This is a genomic window from Cupriavidus sp. F041, assembly GCF_057814235.1.
Genome location: NZ_JBVASY010000001.1, coordinates 1,915,661 through 1,930,169, shown reverse-complemented (window position 1 = coordinate 1,930,169; position 14,509 = coordinate 1,915,661). Strand labels below are relative to the sequence as shown.

Annotated in this window: 13 protein-coding genes; 10 read left to right on the top strand and 3 right to left on the bottom strand. The window is 67.4% G+C overall.

The window, feature by feature from the left end; all coding sequences use genetic code 11:
- Positions 1–19 precede the first annotated feature (19 nt).
- From ACZY0R_RS08720 to ACZY0R_RS08680, 9 genes are all read left to right on the top strand, one after another.
- Positions 20–424: an SRPBCC family protein gene (locus tag ACZY0R_RS08720; protein WP_488858021.1), complete on the top strand. Its 405-nt coding sequence runs from the start codon at positions 20–22 to the stop codon at positions 422–424.
- 285 nt (positions 425–709) lie between these two features.
- Positions 710–2,227 carry an amidase gene (locus ACZY0R_RS08715; RefSeq protein WP_488858020.1) on the top strand — a complete coding sequence of 506 codons (1,518 nt, stop codon included), beginning with the start codon at positions 710–712 and terminating at the stop codon, positions 2,225–2,227.
- Positions 2,228–2,277: 50 nt separating this feature from the next.
- A complete protein-coding gene (locus tag ACZY0R_RS08710; protein WP_488858019.1) occupies positions 2,278–3,618 on the top strand; it encodes an MFS transporter in 1,341 nt (446 codons plus the stop codon).
- 77 nt (positions 3,619–3,695) lie between these two features.
- Complete coding sequence (locus ACZY0R_RS08705) at positions 3,696–4,127, top strand: hypothetical protein (protein WP_488858018.1); 432 nt, start codon at positions 3,696–3,698, stop codon at positions 4,125–4,127.
- A gap of 488 nt (positions 4,128–4,615) precedes the next feature.
- Complete coding sequence (locus ACZY0R_RS08700; RefSeq protein ID WP_488858017.1) at positions 4,616–5,611, top strand: ABC transporter substrate-binding protein; 996 nt, start codon at positions 4,616–4,618, stop codon at positions 5,609–5,611.
- Between the two features lie 67 nt (positions 5,612–5,678).
- Positions 5,679–6,716: an aromatic ring-hydroxylating dioxygenase subunit alpha gene (locus ACZY0R_RS08695; protein WP_488858016.1), complete on the top strand. Its 1,038-nt coding sequence runs from the start codon at positions 5,679–5,681 to the stop codon at positions 6,714–6,716.
- A 62-nt stretch (positions 6,717–6,778) separates the two neighbouring features.
- Positions 6,779–7,633, top strand: coding sequence for an ABC transporter ATP-binding protein (locus tag ACZY0R_RS08690; protein WP_488859592.1), 855 nt, complete (start codon positions 6,779–6,781; stop codon positions 7,631–7,633).
- A 14-nt stretch (positions 7,634–7,647) separates the two neighbouring features.
- Entirely contained in the window at positions 7,648–8,442 is a 795-nt protein-coding gene (locus ACZY0R_RS08685; protein ID WP_488858015.1) for an ABC transporter permease, read from the top strand.
- Positions 8,439–9,878, top strand: a complete 1,440-nt coding sequence (locus ACZY0R_RS08680) for an amidohydrolase family protein (protein ID WP_488858014.1) — start codon at positions 8,439–8,441, stop codon at positions 9,876–9,878. The genes ACZY0R_RS08685 and ACZY0R_RS08680 overlap by 4 nt, the downstream gene beginning before the upstream one ends.
- A 13-nt stretch (positions 9,879–9,891) precedes the next feature.
- On the opposite strand, the gene ACZY0R_RS08675 is transcribed toward ACZY0R_RS08680, so the two are convergent.
- Entirely contained in the window at positions 9,892–11,079 is a 1,188-nt protein-coding gene (locus ACZY0R_RS08675) for a citrate synthase family protein (protein WP_488858013.1), read from the bottom strand.
- A 125-nt stretch (positions 11,080–11,204) separates the two neighbouring features.
- Here ACZY0R_RS08675 and ACZY0R_RS08670 point away from each other — a divergent pair, with 125 nt between their 5' ends.
- Positions 11,205–12,617, top strand: coding sequence for a CoA transferase (locus ACZY0R_RS08670; RefSeq protein WP_488858012.1), 1,413 nt, complete (start codon positions 11,205–11,207; stop codon positions 12,615–12,617).
- Positions 12,618–12,627: 10 nt separating this feature from the next.
- Here ACZY0R_RS08670 and ACZY0R_RS08665 read toward each other — a convergent pair whose 3' ends face one another.
- Positions 12,628–13,269 (bottom strand): LysE family translocator, encoded by a 642-nt coding sequence (locus ACZY0R_RS08665; RefSeq protein ID WP_488858011.1) that lies wholly within the window; start codon positions 13,267–13,269, stop codon positions 12,628–12,630.
- 94 nt (positions 13,270–13,363) lie between these two features.
- Entirely contained in the window at positions 13,364–14,356 is a 993-nt protein-coding gene (locus ACZY0R_RS08660; protein ID WP_488858010.1) for a Bug family tripartite tricarboxylate transporter substrate binding protein, read from the bottom strand.
- Positions 14,357–14,509 lie beyond the last annotated feature (153 nt).

Here is a 14,509-nt window from a genome sequence, read left to right as displayed (position 1 = left end):
CCCACGGCGGAGCGAGACCATGGCCAAGCAAAGCGACTATCTCAGCCTCGGCATCGATATCGATCTGCCTGCCGCCACCGTCTCCGCCTTCCTTGCGGTCCCCGAGAACTATCCCCGCTGGGCCAGCGGGCTAGGGGAACTGTCGCAGCAGGCGGATGGCAGCTGGTCAACGCTCACGCCCCAAGGCCCAATGCAGGTCCGGTTCACGCCCCCCAACCCCTATGGCGTCGCCGACCACTATGTGCAGCCGGCGCAGGGCGAGGAAATCTATATCCCGATGCGCGTGATCGCCAATGGCGGCGGGGCCACCCTGCTGTTCACCTTGCTGCGCAGTCCAGGCGTCAGCGATGCCCAACTGCAAGCGGACGCGGAGTGGGTCCGGCGCGACCTTGCCGCATTGAAGGCGTTGCTCGAACAGCGGTAGTGCTCCAGGCCGGCTATCCTCAAGCCGCTCAAGCCAAAACGGTATACCAAAATCGTAAAAAATGCGCCCTATCTAGGTGCGGCCCCTCCGCGCAGATTCGCTTTCCAACCCCGAATTTGTGCCATTTTCTGTTGCATTGCACCAGAAAGCGGCGGTTCGTGGCCGTCTGAATATTTGCCTTGCCCTCTGCAAATAAATGAATATAGTATACCGAATTCGCGAAATCCCGACAGCCCCCAATACCGTGCCTCGTTGGCAAGGGACCCCACAAGACGGAGCGCCAGCGTGACGCGGCAAGATATTCCAACGACCGATGCCCAGCAGCCAGAAGGGTGTTTCCTGCCCTTATGGGAAGCCGCCGAGCTACTGGCCAAAGGCCATGCCAGCGCGCAAGACCTGGTGAACTGGTGCGAAGCCGCCTACACCGCCTCGCACCACGAGATCAACGCCATCGTCCTGGCGGATTTCCCCAACGCCCGCGCCGCGGCCAAGGCCAGCGACGAGCGCCGCCGCCGTGGGGCGCCGCTTGGCGATCTGGACGGCATCCCCTTCTCCATCAAGGAGTCCTTCGACGTAGCCGGCTGGCCCACCACATGCGGCAGCCCGGCCCAGCGCGGCAACATCGCGGCCAACGACTCGGCTGTCGTCGAGCGTTTGCGCGCGGCCGGCGCCGTACTGCTGGGCAAGACCAATGTGCCGATCGGGCTGCGCGACTGGCAAAGCTACAACGCCATCTACGGCACCACCCGCAACCCGCATGATCCGGGCCGCACTCCCGGTGGCTCGTCCGGCGGCAGCGCCGCGGCGGTCTGCGCTGGCATGAGCTTCTTCGACGTGGGCTCCGACATCGGCTCCTCGCTGCGAAACCCGGCGCATTACTGCGGCGTGTTTTCCCACAAGAGCAGCCACGGGCTGGTGCCGCTACGCGGCCACGGCATCGGCCACGGCTATGGTGAGCAGGAGATCAACGTGGCGGGCCCGGTCGCGCGCAGCGCGCGGGATCTCGAACTGCTGCTGCACGCACTCGCGGGGCCGGACGGCAGCGACGCACTGGCCTATCGCCTGGCGTTGCCACCCTGTGACAAGCACATGCTGGCCGACTTCCGCGTCGCCGTGCTACCCAGCCATCCGCTTTGCGAGGCTGACACGGAAGTCAGCGACGAGATCGAAAGCCTGGGACGCTGGCTGGAGAGCCAGGGCGCGCAGGTACGGTGGAATGCCCGCCCGGACTTCGATGCCGCAGCCCTGTGGCACACCTATGTGCTGATGCTGCGGGCGACGACGTCGATCCATATGGATGACACCAGCTTCGAAACCGCGCTGGCCCACGCCGCCGGCGCCGCGCCCGAAGACCATAGCTATGCGACGCTGCAATTCACCGGCGCCGGCATCCGGCATCGGCAATGGCTTCAGCTGCAGCAGGCTCGGGCCACCTTCGCACAGTCTTGGCAACGTTTCTTCGGCAAAGTAGACGTGCTGCTCTGTCCGGCCGCTGCCACCACGGCCTTTGCCCTGGACGAAGCGGGCGAGCCGTGGCAGCGCACGCTCCAGGTCAACGGCCGGGCGCAACCGCTCACCAGCCAGTTGTTCTGGGCCGGGCACTCCGGCCTGTGCGGCCTGCCCTCGACGGTGGCACCGGTCGGCCCGGGCCGCGGCGGCCTGCCGGTGGGGGTGCAGATCGTCGCCGGACGCTTCGCCGACCTGACCTCGCTGCGTTTTGCCCAGTTGCTCGAAGCAGCGGGTTTTGCCTTCCGGCCGCCGCCGGTCCAGTCCCTCAAGGTGCCAGGCGCCTCGGCGCGATAACAAAAACAGCGCACCGCCCCCCCAATTCGAAACGATTCGAAGGAGAGATCATGTTCGCCTGGTTCAAGGATTTATCGACAATGGAGCGCAAGGGCTTTTACGGCGCGTTCCTCGGTCATGCGGTCGACGTGTTCGACTTCATGATCTACTCCTTCCTGATTTCGACCCTGCTGACCCAGTGGGGCATGAGCAAGTCGACCGCCGGTGCCATCGTCACGTGGACCCTGGTGTCTTCGCTGGTGGGCGCCATCGGTGCGGGCATCCTGGCCGACCGCTACGGCCGGGTGCGCGTGCTGCGCTGGACCATCGTGGTGTTCGCCGTGGCCTGCTTCCTGTGCGGACTGGCCAGCACGCCCGAGCAGTTGCTGGTCTTCCGGATGCTGCAAGGCCTGGGCTTTGGTGGCGAGTCCTCTCTGTGCATGGTGCTGGTGACGGAGATGATCCGCAACCCCGCGCACCGCGGCAAGTATTCCGGCTTCACCGCCAGCAGCTATTCCTTCGGCTGGGGCGCGGCGGCCATTGCCTACGCCATCACCTTCAGCCTGTTCCCGGCTGAAACCGCCTGGCGCGTCTGTTTCTTCCTGGGCATCCTGCCGGCGCTGGTGGTGATCTACCTGCGCCGCAACCTGGAAGAGCCGGAGGTCTTCATCAAGAGCCAGGCCGAACGCGCCGCGGGCGGTGCGGCCGATGCCCCTTCCGCATGGCAGCAGCTGGCGCGCCTGGGCCGCCGGCCGTTGCTGGGCAAGACGCTGCTGTGCAGCCTGTTGTCGGGCGGCATGCTCGGCGCCTACTATGCGATTGCCACCTGGCTGCCAACGTTCCTCAAGACCGAGCGCGGGCTTTCCGTGTTTGGCACGAGTTCCTACCTGGCGATGACCATCTTTGGCTCCCTGGTCGGTTATGTGGCTGGCGCCTATGCCACCGACCGTTGGGGCCGCCGCCTGACCTACATCGCCTTTGCCGCGGGCGCCTTCGTCATGGCGCTGGTCTATATGGTGATCCCGGTTTCGAACACGTCGATGCTGTTCCTGGGTTTCCCGCTCGGCGTGCTGATGCAGGGCGTGTTCGCCGGCATCGGCGCCACCATCTCGGAGTCTTATCCCAACGACATCCGCGCCACGGGCTATGGCGTGTCGTACAACATAGGGCGCGTGATCGGTTCGCTCTTCCCGCTGACGGTGGGATGGCTGAGCACCGGCCGTACCTCGCTGCCGCTGGCCATCGCCATCGTCGCCGGCGTGGGCTACATGATGGTGATGGGCGCCGCCTTGCTGCTGCCGGAAACCAGGGGCATGGATCTTGGCCAGGCCGGTGGCGGCGACAGCTCGCATGAGCCGTCCGCGGACGCGGACAAGATCGTGCTGGCGCCTTCTGTGGGCAAACCCGCATAGGCGACGCCGGGCCGCTTGCGGCGTGGCGGGGCGCTGGGATAGTCTGCGCAGAGGGGGTTGCCCCCTCTGGAGCCGCCATGTCCGCTGTCCGCCGTCTCGCCGCCTCGCCACATTTCCTGCTAACACCATTGGCCGCCATCGCCCTGGGCGGCTGCGCGAGCGTCGAAGAATCCGCCATGCAGCGCGTGCTGGCTTCCTGGAAGTCGGCGCCGATCGAGGAGGCCAAGGCCCAGTGGGGCCCTCCGCAGGCGGTGCAGGCCGTGCCAGGCGGCACCGCTTACCTGTGGACCGAGGAAGTGCCGCCGGCTCGCGCGCCGGGCAGCGGCCCGCGCGATGTGCGCGCGCCCACGTCGCCCGAACCATTGCAGACGCCAGGCCAGTGCCAGCGCCGCCTGATCGCCGGCCCCAACGGCATGGTCATCGGCGGCGACTGGTCAGGCAATGCCTGCTGCCTCACCACCATGGTCGGCCGCTGCGGCGCGCTGGTCAGGAACAGCACCGGCAGCTGAGAAGCGGCAGCGCGCGGCGCACACCGATCTGGTGCATGAATCGCACCGCGCACGACCCAACATGCACCATGGCTATCCGGCGCCGACAGCCAGCATGTGCAGTCTCTTGCCGTGGGTATTGGCACAGCTCTTGCTGAACAACCTGTCGAGTAGAAGCGGTTAACGCCGACGCGTTCCCCAAGCGGGCAAACGCGTACCGGCGTGGGACATTGCTCTCGCGACCATTTGGTCGCGCGCCCAGTTGCCTCGCCAGGCGAGACATCCGGGCGTTTGGATCCGGTCACAAGGCCGGGACGAGAGAAAAGAGAGCGCCCACGATGTCCCTCATCCTCAAGCCCTTATTCCATTGCGCAGGCGCATTGCGCGGCAATCCCTCCGCTCGCGTTGCGCCCGCGCATGACCATGCGCGGCGCACGCTCGCCGGTGCCACCCCGCCTGTCGCAGCCCCCGCCCCCATTTGCCCCACACCTGTCCGCCAAGGAGCCCCCATGAAGACGCCCTCCCCATTGCGCCGCCTGTTGATCGCCGGCGCTTGCGCCGCGATCACGCTCGCGGCCGTCCCCGCCACCGCGCTGGCCGCCGACAAGGTGACCTTCCTCACTTCCTGGTATGCCCAGGCCGAACACGGCGGCTTCTACCAAGCCGTGGCCAAGGGCATCTACAAGAAATACGACCTGGATGTCACCGTCCGCATGGGCGGCCCGCAGGTCAACGGCATGCAGATCCTCACCAGCGGGCAGGCCGATTTCCTGATGGGCTACGACTTGCAGGTGTTGAAGAGCGTGGAGCAAGGCGTGCCCGTGACCACGGTAGCAACCTCCTTCCAGACCGACCTGCAAGGCATGATGACCCATGAGGACGTCAAGAGCCTGGCAGACCTGAAGACCCGCACGGTGCTGGTCTCCACCTCCGGGCGCACCACGTGGTGGCCGTGGCTCAAGGGCAAGTACAAGCTCGAAGAATCCCAGTCCCGCGTCTACACCTTCAACCTGCAGCCCTTCTTCGCCGACCCGCATTCGGCGCAGCAGGCCTATGCCTCGTCCGAGGTGTTCTCGGCCAGCAAGGCCGGTGCCAAGACGCGCTTCTTCCTGTTTGCCGACGATGGCTATCCGCCCTACGGCACCACCATCGTCACCATGCAGAAAACCGTCAAGGACAAGCCGGACGTCGTTGCCCGCTTCGTCAAGGCGACCATGGAAGGCTGGAAGAGCTACCTCGCGGACCCGGCCCCTGCCAATGCGCTGATCAAGCAGGAGAACCCGAACATGAAGGACGACCAGCTCGCCTGGGGCGTGGACAAGCTCAAGGAGTACCGCATGGTTGGCGGCGGCGACGCGGCCCGCTACGGCATCGGCGTGATGACCGATGCGCGCTGGCAAAAGACGCGCGACTTCATGGTCGGCGCCGGCCTGCTCAAAGCCGGTACCGACTGGAAGCAAGCCTACACCACGCAGTTCGTGAAGGACCTGAAGATCATGCCCTGATGCCGTGACGCGCTGCGCGGCACCGCTGTCCGAGATCGAAGATCACCCCCCATACAAGGATTCTGCAATGCTGGTCACTCAACAACCCGTCCTGCGCCGCTTCTGGTACGCCCTGATGCCCATCACCATGCTCGACGACGGCCCCAGGCCCTTCACCCTGCTGGGCGAAAACCTGGTGCTGTGGAAAGGTGCCGACGGCAAGCCCGCTGCCCTGCAGGACCGCTGCTGCCACCGCACCGCCCGTCTCTCCAAGGGCTGGGTCAACGACCGCGGCGACATCGTCTGCGGCTACCACGGCTGGGAATACAACTGCTCCGGCGCCTGCGTGCGCATTCCGCAGGCGCCGGATAACGCCATCCCGTCGGGCGCCAAGGTGCTGGCCTATCACGCGCAGGAAAAGTATGGCTACGTGTGGGTGGCGCTGGAAGATCCGCTGCAGCCCATCCCCGATTTCCCCGAGGATGGCGATCCCGCTTACCGCCGCATCTTCCAGTTCTACGAGAAATGGAACACCAGCTCGCTGCGCGTGATGGAGAACGCCTTCGACAACTCGCACTTCAGCTTCGTGCACCGCGCCAACTTCGGCCTGTCCGAACAGCCCAAGCCCGAGAAGTACAACCTGCAGGCACGCGAATGGGGCTTCGAGGCCGAGACGCTGGTGCCGATCCGCAACATCGAGGCCGGCCACCGCGTTACCGGCACCACCGAGCCGATCACGCACCGGCATATGTTCAACCGCTGGGACCTGCCCTTCACGCGCCGCTTTGGTTGCATCTATCCGGCCAGCGGGCGCCACCACATCATCTACAACTGCGCCACGCCGATCGACGACAAGAGCGTGATGCTGTCGCAATGGCTGTACCGCAACGACAGCGAGAAGGACTGCTCGACCCAGGAGCTGATCAACTGGGATGCGCCCATCGTCGGCGAGGACCGCGAGATCCTGGAAGCCACCGACTACGACGCCTGCGTCGACACGCGCCGCCGCGTTGAATTCCACATGGAGTCCGACAAGCCCGGCCTGTTGATGCGCAAGATGCTGATGGCGCTGTTCACGCAGCACGGTGAGAAGGAAGCGTTCCGCATTCCCGTGGTCCGCGCCTGAACCGGGTAGCCCCGCACAGACTCAATACGGAGACCGTCATGAGCGCCCTCTTTCGCAGTGCCATGCAGACCCCAGGCCCGGGCCCCGGTGGCATCGTGTCCGGCATCGCCCGCGATGCCGGCGCGCCCCTGCTGCTCGCCAACCAGGTCGAGAAGACCTACCCCAACGGCACCGTGGCGCTGGAACGCGTCAGGCTGGCGATCAAGCCCGGCGAGTTCGTCTCGCTGCTGGGCCCGTCCGGCTGCGGCAAGAGCACCTTGCTCAAGCTGTTTGCCGGGCTGGAAGCGCCCTCGGCGGGACATCTGCGCTGGTGGGGCAGTCCCGCCCTGCCCACCGGCACCGATGCCGCCGGGCGCACGCTGGCGATGGTGTTCCAGGAAGCCACCCTGATGCCGTGGGCGCGCGTGGCCGACAACGTGCGGCTGCCGCTGGACCTGGCACGCATGCCGCGCGCCGAGGCCGGCGAGCGCGTCCAGCGCGCGCTGGCGCTGGTGGGGCTGGGCCGCTTCGGCTCGGTCTATCCGCGCGAATTGTCCGGCGGCATGCAGATGCGCGTGTCGATCGCGCGGGCACTGGCGACCAACCCCGATCTGCTGCTGATGGACGAACCCTTCGGCGCGCTCGACGAGTTCACCCGCAACAAGCTCGATGCCGACCTGCGCGCGCTGTGGGCGGAACGCGGCCTCACCGTGGCCTTCGTCACGCACAGCATCTACGAGGCGGTCTACCTGTCGAGCCGGGTGGTGGTCATGGCGGCGCGTCCGGGCCGGGTGATCGCCGATGTGACGATCGAAGGCCCCGAGACGCGCGACGAAGCCTTCCGCGTCTCGCCCGCCTTCATGCAGTACTGCGCGCAGTTGTCGGCGCTGCTCACGCAGGCCAACACCGGCATCGATCCGGACGCACATCCGCGATAACCAGGAGCCCCTCCATGAATCCCCCGCTACTGTCGCGCCCCGCCGTACAGCGCGTGGCCGCCCCGCTTGCCGTCGGCGTGCTGCTATTGCTGGCGTGGCAAGGCATCTGCACGGCGCTCGCCATCCCCGCCTACCTGGTGCCCACGCCCGCCGCCATCGGCCATGCGCTGGTGGAAGACTGGAGCCTGCTTTCCGGCTCGCTGTGGGTGACGCTGCGCATCACGATGCTGGCGTTCGCGCTGGCGGTGGTGGCCGGTACCGCCGCGGCCTTTGTGTTCGTGCAAAGCCGGCTGATCGAGGCCAGCCTGTTTCCCTATGCCATCCTACTGCAGGTAACACCGGTGGTGGCGATCGCGCCGCTGATCATCATCTGGGTCAAGGAGCCGACGCTGGCGCTGGTGATCTGCGCCACCATGGTGGCGGTGTTCCCCATCATCTCCAACACGGTGCTGGGCCTGCGCAGTGTCAACCCCGGGCTGCTCAACCTGTTCCGCATCAACCGCGCGAGCCGCTGGGACACCCTGCGCCGTCTGCGCATCCCGAGCGCGCTGCCGTACTTCTTCGGCGGGCTGCGCATTTCGTGCGGGCTGGCATTGATCGGCGCGGTGGTGGCGGAATTCGTGGCGGGCACCGGGGGCACCGGCGCGGGCCTGGCTTACCAGATCCTGCAAGCGGGTTTCGCCCTCAATATCCCGCGCCTGTTCGCGGCCCTGTTCCTGATCACGGTGACGGGCGTAGCGCTGTTTGGCGCAATGGTGGTGATATCGCGCATGGCGCTGTCCCACTGGCACGAAAGCGAGCTTGCATGAAGCCCAACCCCACCATCCTGATCCGCAACGCCACCGCCATCCTCACCGGCCTTGCCGGTGCGGGCGAGCGCCATGCCGGGCCGGACCTGCGCGTGGCCGGCTGCACCATCGAAGCCATCGGCCGGCTCGACCCGCGCCCCGGCGAGCGGGTCATCGACGCCACGGATTGCGTGATCTACCCGGCATGGGTCAACACCCATCATCATCTGTTCCAGTCGCTGCTCAAGGGCGATCCGCCGGGGCTGGACCTGACGCTCACGCCCTGGCTGGGCGCCACGCCCTACCGCTTCCGCGCCGCCTTCGACGAAGCGTCCTTCCGGCTTGCGGCCCGCATCGGCCTGGTGGAACTGGTGCGCAGCGGCTGCGGCACCGTCGCCGATCACAACTATCTCTATTATCCGGGCATGCCCTACGAGAGCTCGGCCATCCTGTTCGAGGAGGCCGAGGCGCTGGGACTGCGCTTTGTCCTGTGCCGCGGCGGCGCAACCCGCACCCGGCAGCTCGAAAGCGACCTGCCGCAGGCGCTCCGCCCCGAAACGCTCGACCAGTTCCTGGGCGATTGCGAGCGGCTCACCGCGCGCTACCACCAGGCCGCGCCGGACGCGATGCGCCGCGTGGTGATGGCACCCACCACGCCGCTCTACTCGATGTCGCCCGACGAATTGCGCACCAGCGCGCGCACCGCGCGCCAGCTCGGCATCCGCCTGCACAGCCATTTGTCGGAGACAGTGGAGTACCAGAACGCCGCGTGGGAAAAGTACCAGACCACGCCGGTGGCCTTCTGCGGCGAGCACGAATGGCTGGGGCTCGATGTGTGGTTCGCCCATCTGGTCAAGCTGGGCGCCGGCGAAATCCGCCAGCTCGGCGCCACCGGCACGGGCATTGCGCACTGCCCGCAGAGCAATGGCCGGCTGGGCAGCGGCATCGCCGATATCCCGGCGCTGGAAGCCGCGGGCGTGCCGGTGTCGATCGGCGTGGACGGTGCCGCCTCCAACGAAGCGGCCGACATGATTTCGGAAACACATGCCGCCTGGCTGCTGCAGCGCGCGCGGCGTGGCCACGGCGCGCTGCCGCGCGCCGAAGGGGGCAGCCATGAGGGCGGCGCCGATGCCGCACGCGTGGAGGCCGTGGTGCGCTGGGGCACGGCCGGCGGTGCGGCCGTGCTTGGCCTGGATGCGGTCGGCACGCTGCAGCCGGGCAAGGCGGCCGACCTTGCCGTCTACCGCCTCGACGACCCGCGCTGCTTCGGCTTGCACGATCCGGCCATCGCGCCGGTGGCCAGCGGCGGGCGGCCGGCGCTGCGCGCGCTGCTGGTGGGCGGGCGCGTGGTGGCGGAGCACGACGCGATTCCGGGCCTCGACCTTGCGGAGCTTGGCGCGCAGGCGCGCGAGGCGGTGCGGCGCTTGCAACAGCGCGCGGAGGAGCTTGCCGCCTGACAGGAGGCGGCGTTCACGCCGGAGCCGGACGCGGGCCGACATAGGCCGCGCGCGGCCGGATCAACTCGTCATCGGAGCGCTGCTCCAGGCCATGCGCGATCCAGCCGACCGAACGCCCGAGCGCAAACAGGCCGAAGGCTGCGCCGGGCGGAAGGCCCAGATGCCTGCGCAGCGCCACCAGCGCGAAATCGATCGATGGCCGCTGCCCCACCAGGGAAAAAGCGACGTCGATTAGTGCCTGCCATTCGGGATGATGCGGGAGTATCCGCGACAACAGGCCAATGGCCCGGATATCGCCAGCGGGATAGAGGTGATGGCCAAAACCCGGCAGGCCCTCGCCGCGGGCGAGCCGCTCGCGCAGCTTCGCGGCGGGCCGGAGGTCGCCCAGCTCATCCCAGAGTGCTTCCACGCGCGCCGTTGCACCGCCGTGCCGGCCGCCGGTCAGCGCGGCCAGGCCAGCCACCACCGAAGCGCGCAGGCTGGCGCCGGTGGACGCCACGCAGCGGGCCGTGAAGCTCGACGCGTTCAGCTCATGGTCGGCGCATAGCACCAGCGCCATGCGGATCAGCGCCGCACCCTCGTCGTCCACCTGCCAGGCACTGGCGCACTGCCGGTGCACGGGGGTGCTGGCGGGCGCCGTGCCCAGCAGGCAGGCGGCCAGCAGCCGCACCAGGACGCCGCAGCCCGCGGCAAGCCGCTCCGGCGATGCCTGCCACTGCGCGGTGGGGTCGTCCTCGCTGGCGATGGTGAACAGGGGCAGCAGCGCCTCCTCGCAGCGTTGGCCGGCGAAGGCCGCCTGCATCCCGGCGAGGTGCGCCGGCAGCGATGGCGGCGCGGCGCCAAAGGCGGCCTCCACAGGACATTGCCAAAGCCGCGCCGCCACCGCTTCCACCGTGTCGGATGCAGCGAGCGCGACGGCATTGTTGCCGCGGTAGTAAAGCTGCCCGTCCTCGATCAAGGTGATCCCCGATTCCAGCACCGGCAAACCCCAGTTCAACGTGGCCTTGGCCACTTCGCGGGGCTTGCGGCCGCGCGTGCGCTGGCCCGCCAGGCGCTCCACGTCCTCCGCGAGATAGCGGCTTTCGCGATGGGTTTCCCCGTCGTGCGCGTGCAGCAGGCCGCGGCTGACGTAGGCGTAGAGCGTCTGGCGGGACACACCGAGCGCGGCGGCGGCTTCGGCGGAACTCAGGTAGCGGGACATGGCGGCCCAAGTGGAAAGGAGCAATTAGTTGATTAAGATAATCAATATTGACTATAAAAACAAGGAGCCTATGCTGCAAGGCACTTAGCCGCTGACCCACTACAGTACGACAAGCGAGAGCCGTCATGCCAAACCCCGAATATTCCCCGCCATCAGCCTGGAACACAGCGAAAGCAGGCACAGACTTCCTGCGCGAGATCTGGCAGGGCGTGAACGGTGACGCCGCCTGGCCCGAGCACGTCGCCATGACCGGTACGGGCAACCTGCCGTCGGTCTTTCCGGTCACCGCCCTGGCCACGGCGGCAGTCGGCGCCGCCGGGCTCGCCGTTGCCGGATTGATCCACCAGGCGCACGGACGGATGCCGCGGGTCGAGGCGGAGCAGCGGCTGGCATCGCTGTGGTTCGGCACTGCGCTGCGGCCGCAAGGCTGGGAACTGCCGCCGCAATGGGATGCCGTGGCTGGCGACTACAGGGCGGCCGACGGCTGGATCCGGCTACACACCAACGCCCCGCATCACCGCGACGCCGCCCTCGCGGTGCTCGGCGTGCCGGCCGACAAGGCGGCTGTCGCGCGGGCCGTCGCGCACTGGGAAGCCAGCGCGCTGGAAACCGCCATCGTCGGCAACGGCGGGTGTTCGGCAGCGATGCATACGCTGGCGGAATGGGCCACGCATCCGCAGGGAAGGGCCGTCAACAGCGAGCCGCTCTTGCACTGGACGACCTGCGCCGCCGGCGACCGGCCGGACTGGGCCATTGCGCCGGACCGCCCCTTGCGCGGCATTCGCGTGCTGGACCTGACCCGGATCCTGGCCGGCCCCGTCGCCACCCGCTTCCTGGCCGGATTTGGCGCCGATGTTCTCCGCATCGATCCGCCCGGCTGGGAAGAGCCCGGCACGGTTCCGGAAGTCGTGCCCGGCAAGCGTTGTGCCCGGCTCGACCTGAAAAACGCGGCGGACCGGCATGTACTTGAGCGGCTGCTAAGCCAGGCCGACGTACTCGTGCACGGCTACCGGCGCGAGGCTCTGGCGCGTCTTGGCCTGGACGCGCAGCGGCGCAGGGAGATCAATCCGGGACTGGTAGACGTGTCGCTCGATGCGTATGGATGGAGCGGTCCGTGGGCAGGCCGGCGCGGCTTCGACAGCCTGGTGCAGATGAGCACAGGCATTGCCGATGCGGGCATGCGCGCCGCGGGGCTGGACCGCCCCGGGCCGCTGCCCGTGCAGGCGATCGATCACGCGACTGGCTACCTGATGGCGGCAGCGGCAGTGCGCGGTCTGGCGCAGCGCCTCGCCACAGGCGCCGGCTGCGAAGTGCGGGCATCGCTGGCGCGCACCGCGCATCTGCTGGTGTCGGGTAGCGCCACGCAGGGCGAAGCGCCGATACTGGCAGCCGAAACGCCTGCCGATCTGGCGAACACCGTGGAGGAAACCGCATGGGGACCGGCGCTACGCATCAAGCCGCCGGTCATGGTGCAGGGCGCACCGATGCACTGGGAGCGTCCGGCGGGCCGGCTGGGCACCGCGCCTGCGCAGTGGTAGCGGGCGTCTCTCAGGCGGCCTTGCTGCGCAGCCGGAGCATGCCCAGGCCAAGGGCGACAAAAGCGCCACCGGAAATACGGTTGAACAGCCGCACGCGGCGGACATCGGAAAAACCGCGCTTCATGCCTCGCGCCACCAGCACATAAAAGGTATGCGACAGCAAGGTGCAGACGGAGAAGGTCGCGGTCAATACCAGGAACTGCTCCAGCACCGGTGCGTTGCGCGTCAGGAACTGCGGGAACAGTGCCGAGAAGAACAGGATGCTCTTCGGATTGGTCACGGCCACGAGCACACCGTGGCCGAAGAGCCGCATCGACCCACGCACGCCCGTGGCCTGGCCGGGCCGGTCGACCACCGCGAACGCATTCGCGCCGCTGCGCCACTGCTTCACGCCGAGATAGATGAGGTAAGCCGCGCCGAGCACTTTCAAGGCGATGAATGCCGCGGCGGAACTGGTCAGCACCACGCCGAGGCCGGCCATGGCGACCGCCGACACCATGAACACTCCCGCGGCATTGCCAAAGGAGCCGAGCATGGCTCGGGATGGTCCCACCGACACGGAATTGGACACCGCCAGCAGCACCGCCGGGCCGGGCGTAAACGCCATGAACAGCGAGACGCCGCAAAAGACAAGCCAGTTGGACAAATGCATTTCCGCTCCTTGAAAGAACTCCGGATGCTAAACCGGAATTCGCGCAACCGCATTCACCCTGACCGGCGTAGTGTCTTGGAGCGGCCACCTGCGCTTAGTCGATCTTCGCGCCCGAAGTCTTGATCACCTGTCCCCAGCGCTTCTGCTCCGCGGCAATGGTCTGCCCGAATGCTTCCGGGCCCTGCCAGGCCGCCTCGGCGCCTTGCTGCTCTAGCCTGGCACGGGCGTCGGCCTCGCCCAGTACCGTCTGCAGCGCGCCCGACAGCCTGGCCACCACGTCCTTGGGCGTGCCGGCCGGCGCCAGCATGCCGTAGAAACCCACCACCTCGAAGTTCTTCAGCCCGGCCTCTTCCATGGTCGGCACATCGGGCAACGCGGGAGAACGGTGCTTCGATGTCACCGCCAGCGCCCGCACCTTGCCGGCCTTGATGTACTGCGTGAAAAGCGGGATCGAATCGGCCATCATCTGCGCCTGGCCGCCCATCACGTCGGTCAGGGCCGGGGCGCTGCCCTTGTAGGGAATGTGGACGATGAAGGTGCCGGAGGCCTGCTTGAACATCTCCGGCATCAAATGCGAGATGCCGCCGTTGCCACCTGAGGCAAAATTGAGCTTGCCCGGATTGGCGCGCGCGTAGGCGATGAACTCCTTGAGGTTGCGCGCCGGTACATTGTTATTGACCACCATCACCAGCGGAATCAGCGCGGTGCGGGCCACGGGTGCGAAATCCCGGGGCATGGCGTACGGCAGCTTGGGATAAAGCGAGCCGTTGATGGCCATCTGGCCGGTATTTGCCAGCAATAGCGTGTAGCCGTCCGGTGCCGCCTTGGCGACAGCGTCCGAGCCGATATTGCCGGCCGCGCCGGCCTTGTAGTCCAGCACCACCGACTGGCCCAGGATAGGCTGGAGCTTTTCGGCCAGGATGCGCGCGTGGGTGTCGACCGGGCCGCCCGGCGGAAAGCCCACCACCAGGCGGATCGGCTTTTCCGGCCAGGCAGCGGCGGCGGGAGCCGCGCCCAGAGCCAGTGCCAATGCGGCGCAGGCCAGCAGGCCGGGCAGGAATCCCATATTTAGTGTGTACTTTGTCATTTCGTCATTTCTCCTCGTATATATTGCGGCCTTGCCTTGCACGGCATCGATCGCCGCCGGCGCCGGCCTGGCTCGTGACCGGACACCCGATATTGTGACGATTTTATTACATCAGGCCATGCCAGAGACCCTTGCCCGGGCTTATGATGCCCC

What these genes read in the sequence shown, in the direction of transcription:
- ACZY0R_RS08720 (WP_488858021.1), top strand. Translation starts at nt 20, where the DNA reads ATGGCCAAGCAAAGCGACTATCTCAGCCTCGGCATCGATATCGATCTG.
- ACZY0R_RS08710 (WP_488858019.1), top strand. Translation starts at nt 2,278, where the DNA reads ATGTTCGCCTGGTTCAAGGATTTATCGACAATGGAGCGCAAGGGCTTT.
- ACZY0R_RS08705 (WP_488858018.1), top strand. Translation starts at nt 3,696, where the DNA reads ATGTCCGCTGTCCGCCGTCTCGCCGCCTCGCCACATTTCCTGCTAACA.
- ACZY0R_RS08700 (WP_488858017.1), top strand. Translation starts at nt 4,616, where the DNA reads ATGAAGACGCCCTCCCCATTGCGCCGCCTGTTGATCGCCGGCGCTTGC.
- ACZY0R_RS08695 (WP_488858016.1), top strand. Translation starts at nt 5,679, where the DNA reads ATGCTGGTCACTCAACAACCCGTCCTGCGCCGCTTCTGGTACGCCCTG.
- ACZY0R_RS08690 (WP_488859592.1), top strand. Translation starts at nt 6,779, where the DNA reads ATGCAGACCCCAGGCCCGGGCCCCGGTGGCATCGTGTCCGGCATCGCC.
- ACZY0R_RS08685 (WP_488858015.1), top strand. Translation starts at nt 7,648, where the DNA reads ATGAATCCCCCGCTACTGTCGCGCCCCGCCGTACAGCGCGTGGCCGCC.
- ACZY0R_RS08680 (WP_488858014.1), top strand. Translation starts at nt 8,439, where the DNA reads ATGAAGCCCAACCCCACCATCCTGATCCGCAACGCCACCGCCATCCTC.
- ACZY0R_RS08675 (WP_488858013.1), bottom strand. Translation starts at nt 11,079, where the DNA reads ATGTCCCGCTACCTGAGTTCCGCCGAAGCCGCCGCCGCGCTCGGTGTG.
- ACZY0R_RS08670 (WP_488858012.1), top strand. Translation starts at nt 11,205, where the DNA reads ATGCCAAACCCCGAATATTCCCCGCCATCAGCCTGGAACACAGCGAAA.
- ACZY0R_RS08665 (WP_488858011.1), bottom strand. Translation starts at nt 13,269, where the DNA reads ATGCATTTGTCCAACTGGCTTGTCTTTTGCGGCGTCTCGCTGTTCATG.
- ACZY0R_RS08660 (WP_488858010.1), bottom strand. Translation starts at nt 14,356, where the DNA reads ATGACAAAGTACACACTAAATATGGGATTCCTGCCCGGCCTGCTGGCC.